Annotated in this window: 14 protein-coding genes; 3 read left to right on the top strand and 11 right to left on the bottom strand. The window is 63.5% G+C overall.

Going from position 1 to position 16238, the window contains the following annotated elements:
* Nucleotides 1–25: 25 nt before the first annotated feature.
* From A3K89_RS15990 to rplJ, 11 genes are all read right to left on the bottom strand, one after another.
* Nucleotides 26–1273: an MCE family protein gene (locus tag A3K89_RS15990; RefSeq protein ID WP_068427706.1), complete on the bottom strand. Its 1248-nt coding sequence runs from the start codon at nt 1271–1273 to the stop codon at nt 26–28.
* Nucleotides 1270–2541: an MCE family protein gene (locus A3K89_RS15985; protein WP_167674314.1), complete on the bottom strand. Its 1272-nt coding sequence runs from the start codon at nt 2539–2541 to the stop codon at nt 1270–1272. The genes A3K89_RS15990 and A3K89_RS15985 overlap by 4 nt, the downstream gene beginning before the upstream one ends.
* A 14-nt stretch (nt 2542–2555) precedes the next feature.
* A complete protein-coding gene (locus tag A3K89_RS15980) occupies nt 2556–3836 on the bottom strand; it encodes an MCE family protein (RefSeq protein WP_068427701.1) in 1281 nt (426 codons plus the stop codon).
* On the bottom strand, nt 3836–4828 hold the full coding sequence (locus A3K89_RS15975) for an MCE family protein (protein ID WP_068427700.1): 993 nt from the start codon (nt 4826–4828) through the stop codon (nt 3836–3838). The genes A3K89_RS15980 and A3K89_RS15975 overlap by 1 nt, the downstream gene beginning before the upstream one ends.
* Nucleotides 4825–5892, bottom strand: coding sequence for an MCE family protein (locus tag A3K89_RS15970; RefSeq protein ID WP_068427698.1), 1068 nt, complete (start codon nt 5890–5892; stop codon nt 4825–4827). Before A3K89_RS15970 ends, A3K89_RS15975 begins: the two co-directional genes overlap by 4 nt.
* Nucleotides 5889–7250 (bottom strand): MCE family protein, encoded by a 1362-nt coding sequence (locus A3K89_RS15965; RefSeq protein WP_068427697.1) that lies wholly within the window; start codon nt 7248–7250, stop codon nt 5889–5891. The genes A3K89_RS15970 and A3K89_RS15965 overlap by 4 nt, the downstream gene beginning before the upstream one ends.
* On the bottom strand, nt 7247–8107 hold the full coding sequence (locus A3K89_RS15960; protein ID WP_068427695.1) for an MlaE family ABC transporter permease: 861 nt from the start codon (nt 8105–8107) through the stop codon (nt 7247–7249). The genes A3K89_RS15965 and A3K89_RS15960 overlap by 4 nt, the downstream gene beginning before the upstream one ends.
* A gap of 6 nt (nt 8108–8113) precedes the next feature.
* A complete protein-coding gene (locus tag A3K89_RS15955; RefSeq protein WP_068427693.1) occupies nt 8114–8908 on the bottom strand; it encodes an MlaE family ABC transporter permease in 795 nt (264 codons plus the stop codon).
* Between the two features lie 5 nt (nt 8909–8913).
* The gene (locus A3K89_RS15950) at nt 8914–10110 is read right to left on the bottom strand and encodes an ATP-binding cassette domain-containing protein (RefSeq protein WP_174551439.1); all 1197 of its coding nucleotides are present in this window, start codon (nt 10108–10110) and stop codon (nt 8914–8916) included.
* Nucleotides 10111–10451: 341 nt separating this feature from the next.
* Entirely contained in the window at nt 10452–10841 is a 390-nt protein-coding gene (gene rplL / locus A3K89_RS15945) for a 50S ribosomal protein L7/L12 (RefSeq protein WP_068427691.1), read from the bottom strand.
* A gap of 81 nt (nt 10842–10922) precedes the next feature.
* Nucleotides 10923–11498: a 50S ribosomal protein L10 gene (gene rplJ, locus A3K89_RS15940; protein WP_068427689.1), complete on the bottom strand. Its 576-nt coding sequence runs from the start codon at nt 11496–11498 to the stop codon at nt 10923–10925.
* A 430-nt stretch (nt 11499–11928) separates the two neighbouring features.
* On the opposite strand from rplJ, the gene A3K89_RS15935 reads away from it, so the two are divergent.
* The 3 genes from A3K89_RS15935 to A3K89_RS15925 all read left to right on the top strand — a co-directional run bounded on the left by A3K89_RS15935 (nt 11929) and on the right by A3K89_RS15925 (nt 16230).
* Nucleotides 11929–13893 carry a CocE/NonD family hydrolase gene (locus A3K89_RS15935; protein WP_068427687.1) on the top strand — a complete coding sequence of 655 codons (1965 nt, stop codon included), beginning with the start codon at nt 11929–11931 and terminating at the stop codon, nt 13891–13893.
* Between the two features lie 12 nt (nt 13894–13905).
* Nucleotides 13906–14808, top strand: a complete 903-nt coding sequence (locus A3K89_RS15930) for an alpha/beta fold hydrolase (protein ID WP_068427686.1) — start codon at nt 13906–13908, stop codon at nt 14806–14808.
* Nucleotides 14809–15111: 303 nt separating this feature from the next.
* Nucleotides 15112–16230, top strand: coding sequence for an IS30 family transposase (locus A3K89_RS15925; RefSeq protein WP_442978242.1), 1119 nt, complete (start codon nt 15112–15114; stop codon nt 16228–16230).
* The last annotated feature ends 8 nt before the right edge of the window (nt 16231–16238 follow it).

The following is a 16238-nucleotide window of genomic DNA, read 5'->3' as shown; positions in this document are numbered from 1 at the left end:
TCGGTAACTTCGTCACCCGATCCGCTTACTTCGGAGTGACACCGATCAGCGGTGCGAGCTGCGTCGCAATCGGATTCAAGTTGAGCTTGTCCGGATCGACCTTCGGCTTCGAATCCCACGGCTGCGGGGTTTCGGGATCCGCGAAGACGATGCGGTTGGAACTACGAACACCTGTCACGCTGCCCTGAGGCGTCGTGCAGTTGGCCTGCAGGTTCAGCGGGTAGTTGTCCTCGGACATGTCGAAGTTCGGGTTCTTCGCCTTCTCCTCCGCGAGGATCGCCTGGGTGCCCTCGTAGCCGACCGTGCACGGCGGCGGGTTGTTCGTCTCGAGCAGCAGACCCTGATGGATCGTGCCGTCGCCCGGGGTCAACGTGCTCGATCCAGCGGCCAACGCGGGCAGGAAGATCAGCAGCGGCTGCAACGCGAGCGTGCGCGGCGCGGCAAGCTCGGTGACCTCGTTGAGGTTGTTCAGATCGGTCGTCAACGCCGGACCGCCCTCGTCGATCAACGCACCGATCTGATCGCTGGCGGCAGTGCCGGTGTTGATCAGTCGTCGAATGTCCGGGTCGTTGCTGCGCAGCTGGGCCGTCACGTTGTTCAGGTCGGTGCTGAACTGACGGATGGCCGACGCCTGATCCGACTGGGTGTCGAGAACCGTCCGGCTGTCCCGAACGAGCGCGAGAGTTTGGGGCAACGCCTCGTCACCGGACTGAGTGAGCGTGTTCAGCGAGTCCAGGAGGACCTGCAGATCGTCGCCCTTGCCGTTCAATGCCGTGCCCAGTTCCTGGACAACCGTCGTCAAGTTCTGCAACGGAACGGAACTGACGAGACTGTCCGCACTCGCGAGCACGTTCTCGACCGGAACGGGCGTTGCCGTGTCCGCCTCGACGATGACCGAACCGCTTTCGAGGTACGGACCCTCGTCGCTGGTCGGCTGCAGGTCGACGTACTGCTCACCGATCGCAGAGCGGTTGGCCACGACGGCCTTCGCCGACGACGGAATGTCCGGCCCACCGTTGTTCAACAGCAGTTCGACGTTCACGCCGTCCGACGTCAGCGACAACGCACCGACCGTCCCGACGGGCACACCGCGGTACGTCACCTCGGCGTTGGTGAAGATGCCGCCCGAGTCCGCGAACTGCGCATTGACGTCGTACTGCCCGAAGCCGAGCAGATTGTCGATTCGGACGTACTTTCCACCGACGTACACGATGCCGAGCACCGCGACGGCGATGAATGCGAACAGCTGAATCCTGACCAGCCGCGATCTCACTGTCCACCTCCGAATTGTTCGAGCAGGTCGTTCAACGGAGCGAACGGAGTCGGTTCGTTCACGGGCGAGTCCACCGGTTCGGTTCCTGGCGCGACCGGGACTCCCGGCGGCGGGGACGGATTGGGAATGATCGGAGGCAACGGCAGCAGCGAGATCGTCGGCCATCCCGGGCGCGGTCCGTTGCCGTTGTAGTACGGGTTCGACGGATCGACCAGCGGCAGCGTGTCACCGTACTTCGGTGGGATGTAGACCGGATCGCCTTCTCCCACACCGAGATTGCGCAGCGTGGTGCCGATCGACAGATCCAGCGACAGGTACAGGTTCGCCGAATCGCCCTGTGTGATCTGCTCGATGCCGTCGGGGAACGGGAGGGTCGGGATGAGCGGCAGCGTCGTGACGATGTCGTCGCTCGACTCGGCGAGCGCCTGCAACGTCGGCCGCAGTGCGCGCAGATCGGCGATCAGGTTGTCCTTGGACCGGTTGATCACGTCGGTGCCGACGGCTCCGAGTCGATCGAGCTGGCCGAGCATCTGCGTCAGCTGCGGACGCTGCTGTTCGAGAACGTCCGTCGCGATCGGAAGGTCCGACAGCACACGATCGATCTTCTCGGTCTGGCCACTCACCTCGGTCGTCAGAACGTCGAGACCGTCGAGCGCACGGGTGATGTCGTCGCGCTGCTCTTCGAGGCCACCGATGAGGGTGTTCGCCTGTTCCAACAGACTGCGTGTCTTGCCCTCGCGACCGTCGAACGCGGCACTCAATTCCTTGACGACCGGAGCGAGTTGGCCGACGCCACCGCCGTTGAGGACCATCGACAACGCGCCGAGAACCTGCTCGATGTTCGTCGTCGACCGCGTCCGATCCAGCGGGATCGTGTCGCCGTCCTGCAGTTTCTGCGGATCGGCGTCACCCGCAGGCACCGTCAGCTGAACGAACTTCTCACCGAGGATCGACGTCTGCTCCACTGCGGCAAGCGCATTGGCGGGCAGATCCACCGAATTGTCGACGATGACGTTCACGTTCGCGGTCCACTCACCGTTCGGCACCGAGATCGAATCGACTCGGCCGACCTCGACACCGTCGACCTTCACCGTCGACTGCGGGACGAGGTCGAGCACGTCCTGGAACTGAATGGTCAGATGCATCGGGTTGCTTCCGGTATCCGCGCCACCGGGCAGCGGAATGCCGTAGACGCCCTGCGAACACGCCGTCGCCGACAAGCCGACGACCGTCGCACCGGCGAGCACGACGAGTGGGCGCGTACGCATGACCGACCTTCCCATCACTGTCCCCCTCCGAGCGACTGCTGCAAACCGGGCAGCGTGTTGTTCTCGCCGAGACGCGGCGACACGGTGCCGGGCACCGTTCCCGGCACGACGGCGTTCTGTTCGGTCGTACCGCTGAGGACACCGAACGGCAGAACGACGCCCGAATCCCGCACGGGCCCTTGAATCAAGGTCGTGAATTCGCTGCATCGATCGATGATCGGCTGGATCTGCGCACCGAGCTGCTCGAAGCGCGGATCGCCCGGCACCAGCTTGCCGAGGTCGATCAATCTGCACACCGTGCCCAACGGGTCCTGCGTCTCGTTCTGCAGGTTGGCGCGGGACGCCAGCGTTCCCGATTCGGCGTCGTACGCGTTGACGAGGTTACTGATTGCGAGCGGAAGCAGCGTCAGCGTCTCCACCAGCGATTCCTTGCCGTCGGCCAACGTCTGCGTGGGCTGGACGAGACCGTCGGCGGCCTGCACCAGCTGATCTCGATTGTCCGCGACGAATCCGGCGACGTCACCAAGCGTGATGGACAGCTGGTTCAGCGCCGCACCGAGATCCTCGCGTTCTCCGTTCAGGAAGCTCGTGAGATCCGACAGCTGGTTGTTGAAGTTTCGGACCTGTTGATCGTTCGCGGCGAGCGCCGACACGAACGTCTGCAGGTTCTTGACCGTGTCGAACAGGTCGCCGCGCGACTCGTTGAGTGTGCGCGACGCCTCGGACAGCTGAGTGATGCTGTCGCCCAACGCTTCACCGTTGCCGTCGAGGTTCGCAGCACCGGTGTTCACGAGGTCTGTCAGCGCGCCGTCCTTGTTGGCGCCCTCGGGACCGAGAGCGGTCGAGAGTTCGTCGATGCTCGCGTAGATCTGGTCGACCTCGACGGGAGTTGCCGTACGATCGCGCGGAATGACCGCGCCGGAGGCCATCGTGTCGCCTCCGCTGTACGCGGGCGCGAGCTGGATGTACCTGTCCGACACCAGAGACGGCGTGATCTGCGCTGCCTTCGCGTCGGCCGGGATGTCGATGCCGCGCTTCACGCGCATCTGAACCTCGACCTGGTCGCCCTGAGGGGTTACCGAGGTGACCTCACCGACCGCGACACCGAGCACACGGACATCCGAGCCCTCGTAGATACCGACCGACTTGTCGAAGTAGGCGGTGATGTTCGTGGCGCCGGCGCGCGTGAACAGCCACCACAGACCGGCTGCGACGACCAACGCGACGATCACGACGGCTGCGATGACGCCCTTGCCGATGCCGGACTTCTTCTGTTTCTGTGCGGTGTCGGTCATCAGTTGCCCCCGAGATCGCGTGCGGGCTGACGGTAGCCGGGAATGAGCGGCAGACCGGGCGGCGTCAGGTTGGCGAGGGTGATGTCGAGCCACCGGCCGTTCGCCGTGACGTTGGCATACAAACGCACGAACGGCGCATAGAGCTCGAGCGCCCTGGACAGGGAGTCGTTGTTCGCGTTCAGGATGTCGATGACTCCGTTCAACTGCTGGAGCATCGGATTGATCTGCTGCTCGTTGTCGCGAACCAATCCGGTGAGTTCCGTGGACAGCCGCTGCGTGCCTGTCAGCAGTTGTGAGATCGACTGCTGTCTGTTGTTGAGTTCTTCGAGCAACGGACCGGCGTCGGCGATGAGGCGGTTGAACTCCTGGTTACGGTCGGCCAGCACCTTCGAGGTCTTGCCGGTCGCCTCGAACAGCCTCTGCAACTCGGCATCTCGACTTGCGATGGTCTGCGACAGCCTGCTGACACCGTCGAGCGATGCTCGAATGTCGTCCGGCGTCTCCGAGAACGCCTGCGACAGCGTCTGGAAGCTCGACGCCAACTGGTCGGTGTCGATGTCGGTGATGGTGCGCGCCGCGTCGGAGAACGCGTCGATGACGTCGTACGGAGATGTCGTGCGCTCGAGCGGGATCGGATCCTTCGGCTTCAAGACCTCGTCGCCGCGCGGATCGATGGCCAGGTACTTCTGGCCGAGCAGCGTCTTGATCTGGATCGAAGCCGACGAGTTGTTGCCGATCCACGCGTCCTGCACGCGGAATTGAACGTTCACCTTGTCGCCGGCGAGATCGACGGAATCGACCTTGCCGACCTTGACGCCCGCGATGCGCACTTCGTTGCCGGGCTTGAGACCTGCGGCCTCGGAGAACTCTGCGGTGTACACCGACCCTGCACCCAGGATGGGCAGACGGTCGAGGAAGAACACGGCGACGGTCGCGAGCAGCACGATCATGATGCCGAGCGCACCGGCCACTACCGGGCTACGCTTTTTCATCCCTGGATCCCCCCAGCCTTGCACCGCTCGGCCGCGTTCGTGTACAGCGGTTGATTCACAGTCGGCAGTCCCGTCGGCAGGTTCAAGTTCGGCGAAGTGCCCGGCCCGGCCTGAATGTCGATGCCGCACAGATAGAACGTGAACCACGATCCCTGCTGCGCGGTGCGAATCAGTTTGTCGAGCTTCTTCGGCAGTGTCTGGATGACCTTCGTCAGGTCCTCCTCGCGGTTGTTCAGCGTCGTCGCAAGCGTGTTCAGCGACGCGATCGATCCCTGGATCGCGGGCCGCGTCGGCTCCAGCAGATCCGAGGTCGCGTCCGTCAGACCGGCCAGCGACGTGACGGCGGATCCGACGACGTCACGATCGGCCGACAACCCCGACACGAGCTGCTGCGTGTTGACGATCAGCGAATCCAGATCCTTGTCGTGCTGGTTCACCGTCTCCAACACCGTGTTGAGGTTGGTGATGACGGCTCCGATGACCCGGTCCTTGTCGGCGACAGTGTTGGTCAGGCTCGCGGTGCTGCGCACCAGGTCGGAGATCGTGCCCGCCTCACCCTGGAACACCTGGATGATCTGGTACGACAGCTTGTTCACGTCGTCGGCGTTGAGCGTCGTGAACAGCGGCCGGAAACCGTCGAACAGCGTCGTCAGATTGACGGCGGGCTTGGTCTGCGAGAGCGGAATCTCCCCGCCCGGGTTCAGCTTTCCGCCCTGCTCTCCGGAGCCCTGTTCGAGGGCGATGTAGCGCTGCCCCACCAGGTTGCGGTATCGCAGGTTCGCAGTCACGGTCGACGGGAGGTAGTCGCGACCGTTGACACTGAACTCGACGCGTGCTTCGCGTTCGTTGACGATCTCGATGTTCTTGACGTCACCGACGCGAACACCGGCAATACGTACCTCGTCGCCCTTGTTGAGCGACGCGACGTCGCTGAAGATCGCGCTGTACTTCTCGCCGCCTCCGCCGCTGATGTTCGCGATCGAGAACGCGAGCGTGGCGGTCGCCAGGATGGTCACCACCGCGAACACGATCAGTTTGACGAGTGGAGCTGCAAGTCCCCTCATTTGATGGTCACCTCCGCTCCCCTCAGTGCGGGTGCTCCGAGAGTCGTCGTCCACGACGGGATCTCACCTGGAGCCACTCCCCCGGCCTCGCCGTAGATCACGGCGAGGGTGTCACGCTCGAAATCGGATCCTTCGTACCCCGCAGGCGTCGCCTGGCCGTCGGTACCCGTCGCAGCAGGCACGCCCGACAGCTGCGGTGCGGGAAGTTCGGGGATCTCCTGCGGTCCTGGGTTTCTCGACGGCACCTGGTAGGACCCGTCGTTGGCCGATCCGCCCGGGTACTGCGGGAAGAACTCGCCCGCATCGGTGTTCGCCGGGGTGTAGCACTTCGGTCCGCGGTTGTCGAAGAGACGCGGCTCGTCCTGGTTGGGCAGGTAACGACCCTTCGGGTTGACGAACGACGCGGTCACGTTGATGCCCCGATACTCGTCTCCGACGCCGATGACCTTCTGCGCCTCGGCGACGGTCGGAACGAACTGCGAGAACGTGCACCCGAACGACGGCGAGTACTTGGCCAGAAGTTCCAGTGCCTCACGCGAATTCGCTGCGATGTTGATCAGGTTGTTCGAATTGGCCTGCAGGAAGTCCGCTGTCGTTCCGCTGGTGGATGTCAGCGTCGCGATCAACGTGTCGACCGCAGGACGCTGCTCGACGAACGTGTTGCCGGTGACGGTCAGGTTCTCGAGCGCGTCCACCAGTTGGGGGGCAGCGTCGGAGTAGGTCTGCGAGAAGTCGGCGAGACCACGCAGATCTTCCTGAATGTTCGGCAACTCGGTGTTCAAGCTCCCGAAGATGCGTTCGAGCCGATCGATCGTCATGCCGAGTTCCGCACCGCGGCCACTCAATCCCTGCGCCAACGCACCGAGCGTATTGGCCAGGTCCTGTGGCGGAATGGCTTCGAGCAGCGGCAGCAGGTTGTCCAGCAGCTGGCCCACCTCGATGGCGTCGCCGCTCGTGTCCTGGCGCAGCACGGTGCCGTTCGTGATGGGCGACGCCGTGTCTCCTTCCGGGACGATCAGCGACACGTAGCGCTCACCGAACAGCGTCTTCGGCAGCAAACGCGCCGTCGTGTTCGACGGGATCAGCTCCGCCTTGTCCGGATCGATCGCCAGATGCGCGGTGACGACGCCGTCGACGGTCGACGCCGAGCGCACCTCACCCACGATCAACCCGCGGACCTTCACGTCCGCGTTGGCAGGCAGGGCGTTGCCCACCGAGTCGGTGATCAGATCGATGCTGACGACCTTCTTGAACGTCTTGTTGTACGACGTGATGGACCACCCGAGGAAAAGGATGAGAACCAAGAAGAATGCCAGACCCAACAGAAGTCGCCTGAGGCGAGACGGCGAGTCGATCATCCTGCAACCCTCACTGTGGTGGTGGTTCCCCAGATGGCAAGACTGAGGAAGAAGTCCAGAACAGCGACCGTCACGATGGCGGTCCTCACGGCACGACCCACTGCGACACCGACTCCGGCAGGTCCGCCCGAAGCATGGAACCCGTAGTAGCAGTGGATCATGATCAGCACGAAGGCGAAGATCAACACCTTCAGGAACGAATAGAGAACGTCCTCGGGCGGTAGGAACAGATTGAAGTAGTGGTCGTACGACCCGCCCGACTGCCCGTTGAAGATCGTGCTGATGCCGCGAGAGGCGATGTACGACGCGAGCAGACCGACGATGTAGAGCGGGATGACCGCGATGAATCCGGCGATCATGCGCGTCGTGACGAGAAACGGCACACTCGGTACCGCCATGACCTCGAGTGCGTCGATCTCCTCGGAGATCCGCATGGCTCCGAGCTGCGCGGTGAATCCTGCGCCGACCGTCGCCGACAACGCCAGACCGGCGACGACGGGCGCGATCTCACGGGTGTTGATGTACGCCGACAGGAAGCCGGTAAGCACCGAGCTGCCGAGCTGTTCGAGCGCTGCGTAACCCTGCAGGCCGACGACGACACCCGTTGCGCCGGACATCATCACGATGACGCCGATGGTGCCGCCGATGACGGCGAGCGCGCCGCTGCCGAAGGTGACCTCGGCGAGCAGACGAAGGGTTTCCTTCTTGTAGTGGATCAGCGTGCGCGGAATCCATCCGATGGCTCGCGCGTAGAACGACATCTGTTCGCCCGCGCTGTCGAGCACGGTCAGCGGCGCGTTCGCGATTCGCTTCGCGCGCATGAGAGTACGGTCGCCACGACCTTTGGCGATGGTCATTGCGGGTCAGCTTCCCTTCGCCGGCACGACCTGGAGATACACCAGGGTGAGAATGAGGTTGGCAAAGAACAGCAACAGGAACGTGATGACGACCGTCTGATTCACTGCCTCACCGACCCCCTTCGGGCCGGGATTCGGGTTGAGACCCTTGTACGACGCGATGATTCCCGCGATCAAGCCGAAGATGGCAGCCTTCAACTCCGCGACGTAGAGGTCGGGCAACTGCGCGAGCGCCGAGAAGGACGCCAGGTACGCGCCGGGAGTTCCGCCCTGCAGCACGACGTTGAAGAAGTAGCCGCCCGCGATGCCGACGACGGACACGAGACCGTTCAGCAGCAGGGCCACGAGAATCATCGCAAGGACACGAGGAACGACGAGGCGCTGGATCGGATCGATACCGAGCACCCGCATCGCGTCGATCTCCTCGCGGATGGTGCGCGACCCGAGGTCTGCTGTCACGGCCGACCCGGCGGCGCCGGCGATCAACAGCGCCGTCACGATCGGACTGCCCTGCTGGATGACGGCGAGCACGCTGGCGGCGCCGGTGAACGACTCGGCTCCGAGCTGCTTGATCAACGAGCCTGTCTGCAGCGACACGACGGCACCGAACGGAATGGCCACGAGTGCCGTCGGCAGGATCGTGACGCTGGCGATGAACCATGCCTGCTCGATGAACTCGCGAAGCTGGAACGGGCGCCTGAACGTGTTGCGGACGACGTCCACCAACAATTCGACGATATTTCCGGCTTGCGTCAGTGCTGCGCTAGCCGGTGCGAGCGCGGATTTCTTGGAACCCCCCATAGCCCTTACTGTCCCCGCCCCTGCGACGAGCCGCGGCCCTGGTCGCTGTATCCGGTGTCGTAGCCCGAGTTGTCGTAGCCGGTCTGCTCGTACCCGGAATTGTCGTAGCCCGCTTGCTGGTCGTATCCCGCTTGCTCGTAGCCGGTCTGGTCGTACTGCTGCTGGTAACCGGAGCCGTCGTCGTAGCTCTGTCCTGCATAGGCGGGAACCTGCTGAGACGAGTTGGTCGCGTCGAGGTCTTCCTGGATGGCGACCTGCGCGCTGTGCGGCAGCGTGTGCATGATGCGTCGCACCCTTTCCTGCCGGCGAGCAACGGCCTGGCGAACCGGCGTCCCGGGCGTCGCCTTCATCTGCGGCACGATTCCTTCGACGTCGTCGACGCCGCCCGCATGGTGTCCGGCGTCGACGAGCGCCTGCTCGTGCGCCATCTGCGCCTCGTCCTTCTCCTCGGACATGCCGATCGGGCCGATCATCGTGCCGTTCAAGAACTGCTTGACGACGGGTTCCTCGCTGGTCAACAGGACCTCACGGGGACCGAACATGACCAACTGGCGACGGAACAGCATGCCGATGTTGTCCGGCACCGTCCGCGCGAGGTTGATGTTGTGGGACACGATGAGAATGGTCGCATCGATCTCGGCGTTGATGTCGATCAACGTCTGCGAAATGTACGTGGTGCGCACCGGGTCGAGACCGGAGTCCGGCTCGTCGACGAGGATGATCTCGGGATCGAGCACGAGGGCACGGGCCAGACCTGCGCGCTTGCGCATACCGCCGGAGATCTCACCGGGAAGCTTGTCCTCGGCGCCGACGAGGCCCGTCAGCTCCAGCTTCTCCATCACGATTTTGCGGATGTCAGATTCGCTCTTCTTGGTGTGCTCGCGAAGCGGGAACGCGACGTTGTCGTACAGATTCATCGACCCGAACAGAGCGCCGTCCTGGAACAGCACGCCGAACAGCTTGCGGATCTCGTAGAGCTCACGCGACGAGCACTGCAGGATGTCGGTTCCGTCGATGAAAATCTTGCCCTGCTCGGGCCGCAGCAGACCGATCAGGGACTTCAGGAACACCGACTTGCCGGTGCCGGACGGCCCGAGGAGTGCACTGACCTCTCCCGACGGCAGCGTCAGCGATACGTCCTGCCAAATCTTCTGAACACCGAAAGACTTGGTCAGACCCTCGACCGAAACCTCGACTCCCACTCTGACCTCCAAGTTCGTACACATCACCGGATGTGGGCCCGGTCACTCTATCGCATACGAGTGTCCGCACCGACACAGGAGCTTACTGCCCAGTAATAAAATCCCCGAGGCGGGCCGAGATCCTGAGCTTAGTGTGACTCATGTCACTGAGACACGCGTACGACTCGCCGGATTTGTGACGAAAACCAACGTGTCGGCACTGTGACAGACCACAGAATATGGCGCTTCCGACCGCTCCGCATCGACACGACGCTGCACGGACGAAAGAAAGAGGGCCACCTCCCGTACGGGAGGTGGCCCTCTTTCGATGAAGCGACAGACCGTGATCGGCCCGGCAAGAATTACTTGACGGTGATCTTGGCGCCGGCTGCTTCCAGCTTCTCCTTGGCAGCGTCGGCTGCGTCCTTGGCAACCTTCTCCAGGATGGCCTTCGGAGCGCTCTCGACGAGGTCCTTGGCTTCCTTCAGGCCGAGGCCGGAAACGACCTCACGGACGACCTTGATGACCTGGATCTTCTTGTCGCCGGCCGACTCGAGGACGACGTCGAACTCGTCCTGCTCCTCGGCAGCGTCAGCGCCACCGGCAGCCGGAGCGCCTGCAGCGGCGACGGCGACGGGAGCAGCTGCGGTGACCTCGAAGGTCTCCTCGAATGCCTTCACGAACTCGCTGAGCTCGAGGAGGGTGAGCTCCTTGAACTGGTCGAGCAATTCTTCGGTGCTGAGCTTCGCCATGGTGGCGGTCCTTCCTTTAGTACCGAGTCGCTGATCCGCGACACAGGTGGTGGTGTGTAGCTGTTCGCTGAAAAGTGCGGATCAGCTTTCGGCGGGAGCGTCTGCTTCTGCCGGTGCCTCGGCAGCGGCAGAAGCCGGTGCCTCGGTGGCCTTCTTGTCTGCCAATGCCTGGGCCAGACGTGCAACCTGCGACGCCGGAGCGTTGAACAGGCCGGCAGCCTTCGACAGGTTGCCCTTCATGGCACCTGCGAGCTTTGCCAGCAAGATCTCGCGGGACTCGAGGTCCGCGATCTTGTTGATCTCGTCCACGGACAGCGTCGCGCCGTCCATGTAGCCGCCCTTGACGACCAAGGCCTTGTTGTCCTTTGCGAACGCCTTGATGGCCTTCGCAGCGTCGACCGGCTCGCCCTTGATGAATGCAATGGCGGTCGGTCCGACGAACAACTCGTCCAGCCCGGTGATGCCGGCTTCGGCAGCAGCGCGCTTGACCAGGGTGTTCTTGGCGACGGAGTACGTGGCACCTTCGCCGAGCGCACGCCGGAGCTGAGTCAGACCGGACACCGACAGGCCACGGTATTCCGTGACGACGGCAGCCGTCGAACCCTTGAACTGTTCGGTGATCTCGGATACTGCCGAGACCTTTTCGGGCTTTGCCATACTTCGCCTCCTCTCGTGGGAAGTAATGTCGATCGCGAGAGGTCCGGCAGAAACAACGAACGCCCCGGCGCAAGAAGCACACGGGGCGTAGACATGAGAACAGCGTCGCGAAGACGCCGTCGAACAGGTCCCTTACCTCGTCCTCCTGCGTGGGCCGTCCGAGAAACTCGGACCTTCAACCGCATTCCCTGGAGAAGGCGGTGACCAACGGTCTTGGGTAGAACTCGATTGGGTGGACCGGATGCATTCCACATCCGAACCGTCGGCAACAGTACCTCGAGCAGTGCCACTACGCCAAAACGGCCCGACAGTGCGCCTCACCGTTTTCGGATGTGACTGCCCACCAAGTTTGCCCGAGCGTTGCTGTCAGCTGCGCACAACAATCGCCGCTCACAGGACAACCGAGCATTTTGACGGTTCAATCGGATACATGACGGCAGCGCAGCCACGTCCCCTCCTGCGTCCTGGGCACGCCCAGGAGCGAGTACGCGACCCCAGCGGTGGCGACGCAGCGACCGCGTGGCGCAACCTCGTCGAGGCACCGCCCCGCTATCCCGAGATCGCACGAGCGTCGAACGTTCCGATCACGATGAGCGACGGGACCGTTCTACGGGCGGACGTCTTTCGCCCCGCCGATGTCGCAGGAGTTGCCGTCGCGACCCCGCTTCCGGTGGTTCTGAACATCACGCCGTACAACAAGGGCCTCGTGACGGGCATCGATGCGCTTCTCGGGACGCCCGTGCTGGGTCGAGCACTCCGTGGGCTCTCGCGCCGACTCGACCTCAGCGGCACCCCCTTCGAAGGGATCACGGAGATAACCCGCATCGTCGACGGCGGTGCAGCCGATCTGTTGTCGGTCAATCGTCACCTGATCCGCAGCGGGTACGTCCAGGTCATCGTCGACGCACGAGGCACCGGGTCGTCGGCAGGCAAGTGGGATGTTCTCGGCAATCGAGAGCAGCTGGATTCCATCGAGATCATCGAATGGAGTGCCTCCCAGCCGTGGAGCAACGGCCGCGTCGGAATGACGGGCATCTCGTACTCGGCGATCAACGCACTGCAGGCCGCAGCGAAGAGGCCGAACGGGCTAGAGGCGGTGTTCGCCGTCGAAGGATCGGTCGACATCGTTCGTGAGATCTTCGCGACCGGCGGTGCGCCGTCCTTCTTCATACAGCTGTGGTTGACGACCGTGAACGGGCTCAAATGGGTGCCGTCGCTGCAGGGCCTCGACGTCGTCACCTGGCTCCGAGATCGCGCGTCCTCCCCCGCCACTCACATGCTCGATCTCGCCAGAGGATTCCTGACCGGCGGTGACACGAGAATCTACGACGACCCCTACTACGACAACATCGACGCCGACATCGAACAGATCGACGTACCCACCTTCGTCTACGGATGCTGGCACGACATCTTCGGAGGCTCGGCCCCCGACATCTACAACCGGCTCGCGCTCGAACGCGGCCACAAACAGCTTCTCGTCGGCGACGGCTATCACGGCAATCCGGGGATCGGTTTCGGACGACCGGGGTTCCCACCTCGTCTCGACGTGCTCGAACGCGCTTGGTTCGATCGTTGGCTCCGCGACGAGGACAACGGAATCGAGAAGTACGGACCCGTCACTCTCCGCAGTCAGGGCGGTACGTGGACAGCGCATGGGCGATTTCCCGCTCCTCACGCGCAGCCGACGCGGCTCTACCTCTCTGCCAAGACTTCCGGCGTCGCCGCGCATGCAGTAGCCGACGGCAGTCTCGTCGGCACGCCCGACGGATCCAGCGGAATCTTCACCGTTCGTCCGTCTCTTCGCCCGACGGTGTCTCGTGACACGACGCAGGTGTTGGCCGGGATCACCGCGGTGTTCGGCGGCGGGTTCACCTACGACAATCGCTTCGCGGAAGGCGCCGCCGCCACGTTCACCACCGGCCCTGCCCACGCGGACACGGTCGTCTCCGGCCCGATGAATCTGCACATGCAGGTCGTGTGCCATGCGCGAGAAGCGTTGTGGGCCATCATGGTCTGCGACGTCGCACCCGACGGCACCTCGACGGTCATCACGAACGGTGCACTGTTGACCTCCCGTCGGGCCATCGACGACGAGAAGTCCCTCTTCGCGCCGAACGGGGACTACACCAAGCCGCACCACCCGTTGACCGAGGCCTCCATGCTGGATGTGCCCGTGGGCGAGCCGGTGATTCTCGACATCGACCTGCTGACGACCGAGGCCGTCGTCCGAGTAGGTCACCGCCTCCGCGTCGACGTATTCGCGACCGACGCACCACGATTCATGCCGATACTCCCCGACCTGCTGCGCACGAGGGGCCGCAGACAGGACGTCGTTCTCGACGCCGACGAGCCCAGCTTCCTCGTCGTCCCGCTGCTCGGCACACCCGGTTGGTGAAAGAAGGTCATCGTGCAGACCCGAACCGGCTTCGCGGCGTCGAACTCGCTCGACATCGCGTACGAGGACATGGGCAACCCCGACGATCCCGCCGTGCTGATGATCATGGGTCTCAGTGCGCAGATGACGTTGTGGCCCAACGAGTTCTGCGAACGCATCGTCGACATGGGTTTCCGAGTGATCAGGTTCGACAACCGCGACATCGGCTTGTCGACCAAGATGGACGCAATGCGCATCCAGGGTTCGGCGCTGCTACGACTGCTGCGAACCGGACTCGGCGCACCCAGCACCGTGCCCTACACGCTGCTGGACATGACAGCCGACGCAATCGGGTTGCTCGACTACCTCGACATCGACCGAGTGCACGTCGTCGGAGCATCGATGGGCGGAATGATCGCACAAATTCTGTCGGGGCTGTACCCGGACCGAGTGCTCAGCACCGCGATCATCTTCTCCAGCACCAACGAAGCGTTTCTACCGCCGCCCGATCCGCGCGCCCTGATCCCGCTCATGAAGGGGCCAGGGCCAGGAGCGTCGCGCGAGGAGATCGTTCGGCACTCCGCGAACACGCGGCGCATCATCGGCAGCCCGGCCTACCCGACGCCGATGGACGAACTCCTCGAGACCGCGGGCCAGATGTACGACCGCAACTACTGTCCCGCAGGCGCACTACGTCAGATGGCTGCGGTCACCGGCACGGGAAGCCTGCGGCGATACACCACGCAGATCGCAGGGCCGACCGTCGTCGTCCACGGCCGCGCCGATCGGCTGATGCGGCCCACCGGTGGAAAAGCCGTCGCCCGAGCGGCGAAGAATTCCAGGCTGCACCTCATCGACGGAATGGGCCACGACCTCCCGCGGCCTCTGTGGGACGAGATCCTCGGGGAACTGTCGTCGAACTTCGGGCGGGTCTGAGCTCTCCGCCCCTCCGACCGAATGTCACATCCGGTCACTCTGGGCAGTCTCAAGCGGTCGATGCACCACCGCTCCCGACCAGGAAGAAGTAGGTGGTGTGTCGTGGGTAGAACGCGGGGCAAATCGGAGGAAGTGCGCGATAGCTTCTACGCCATGATCGATTCCGGGGTGCCGATAAAGAAGGCCAGCGAGGGCAGTCTCAAGCGGTCGATGCACCACCGCTCCCGACCAGGAAGAAGTAGGTGGTGTGTCGTGGGTAGAACGCGGGGCAAATCGGAGGAAGTGCGCGATAGCTTCTACGCCATGATCGATTCCGGGGTGCCGATAAAGAAGGCCAGCGAAGCGCATGGGGTCAGGCGCAAGACCGGTTATCGCTGGCGCGATGAGAGGGCCGGCATCGATCGAGAGAAGGTTCGTGTGTCCTTCGGGCCGGCGTTGAGGTTGGAGGACCGAGTCGAGATCGAGATCGGTGTTCGAAACAAACTGTCGCTCAGGCAGATTGGTCGCGACATCGGTCGCAATCACACGGTCATCTCGTACGAGATCAAACACCACAGCAACGTCGACGGCAGCTACCGCGCTGTCTCGGCGCAACGCCGCGCAGATGATGCGGTTCGGCGACCGAAGGAGTCGAAGCTGGTCGTCAATCAGGAACTGCGGGGCGAGGTGATCGCCGGGCTGCAGAAGAAGTGGTCACCGCAGCAGATCTCGGAGACACTGAAACAGAAGTACCCCGATCGACCGGAGATGCAGGTGTCGCACGAGACGATCTACAAGGCAATCTACGTGCTTCCACGAGGAGGATTGAAGAAAGAAGTCGACAAAGCCCTGCGTACGGGCCGCACGTTCCGCAAACCGCATGGCCGCGTCGCGAAGTCGAAGAACGCCCGGCACATCCCGGACAAGGTAGGTATCGCCGACCGGCCCGACGAGGTCGAAAGCAGGAAAATCCCAGGCCACTGGGAGGGCGATCTGATCATGGGCAAGAACAACAAGTCCGCGATCGGCACCCTCGTCGAGCGCACCACTCGCACGACGCTGCTGTTGCATCTGCCGGACGGCCACGGCGCAGTACAGGTCCGCGACGCCATGATCGAGGCCATGAACACCCTGCCTGAGCTGCTGAAACAGTCTGTGACCTGGGATCAAGGCTTCGAGATGCGGTCGCATGCGGAGATCACCGCGGCGACCGGTGTCGCGATCTACTTCGCCGATCCCCACTCGCCGTGGCAACGGGGAACCAACGAGAACACCAATGGTCTTCTGCGTCAGTACTTTCCGAAGGGAACGGACCTGTCGGTGCATTCACCCGAGGAACTGCGCCGCGTCACCCTGGAATTGAACGAGCGCCCCAGGGCGACGCTAGGCTACAGACCACCGTTGGAAAAGTTCGCAGAGCTCATTGGTGCAGCGACCGCTTGAAACCGCCC

The sequence above is a fragment of the Rhodococcoides kyotonense genome (genome assembly GCF_001645385.1).
Classification (GTDB): Bacteria; Actinomycetota; Actinomycetes; order Mycobacteriales; family Mycobacteriaceae; genus Rhodococcoides; species Rhodococcoides kyotonensis_B.
Note: the sequence above shows the minus strand (reverse complement) of the source record. Positions and strands in the feature narration are given on the sequence as shown.

Excerpts from the sequence above, each read along its gene's own strand:
- A3K89_RS15985 (WP_167674314.1), bottom strand. The coding sequence starts at position 2,541 with ATGCGTACGCGCCCACTCGTCGTGCTCGCCGGTGCGACGGTCGTCGGC.
- A3K89_RS15980 (WP_068427701.1), bottom strand. The coding sequence starts at position 3,836 with ATGACCGACACCGCACAGAAACAGAAGAAGTCCGGCATCGGCAAGGGC.
- A3K89_RS15975 (WP_068427700.1), bottom strand. The coding sequence starts at position 4,828 with ATGAAAAAGCGTAGCCCGGTAGTGGCCGGTGCGCTCGGCATCATGATC.
- A3K89_RS15970 (WP_068427698.1), bottom strand. The coding sequence starts at position 5,892 with ATGAGGGGACTTGCAGCTCCACTCGTCAAACTGATCGTGTTCGCGGTG.
- A3K89_RS15965 (WP_068427697.1), bottom strand. The coding sequence starts at position 7,250 with ATGATCGACTCGCCGTCTCGCCTCAGGCGACTTCTGTTGGGTCTGGCA.
- A3K89_RS15960 (WP_068427695.1), bottom strand. The coding sequence starts at position 8,107 with ATGACCATCGCCAAAGGTCGTGGCGACCGTACTCTCATGCGCGCGAAG.
- A3K89_RS15955 (WP_068427693.1), bottom strand. The coding sequence starts at position 8,908 with ATGGGGGGTTCCAAGAAATCCGCGCTCGCACCGGCTAGCGCAGCACTG.
- rplL (WP_068427691.1), bottom strand. The coding sequence starts at position 10,841 with ATGGCGAAGCTCAGCACCGAAGAATTGCTCGACCAGTTCAAGGAGCTC.
- rplJ (WP_068427689.1), bottom strand. The coding sequence starts at position 11,498 with ATGGCAAAGCCCGAAAAGGTCTCGGCAGTATCCGAGATCACCGAACAG.
- A3K89_RS15935 (WP_068427687.1), top strand. The coding sequence starts at position 11,929 with ATGACGGCAGCGCAGCCACGTCCCCTCCTGCGTCCTGGGCACGCCCAG.
- A3K89_RS15925 (WP_442978242.1), top strand. The coding sequence starts at position 15,112 with ATGATCGATTCCGGGGTGCCGATAAAGAAGGCCAGCGAAGCGCATGGG.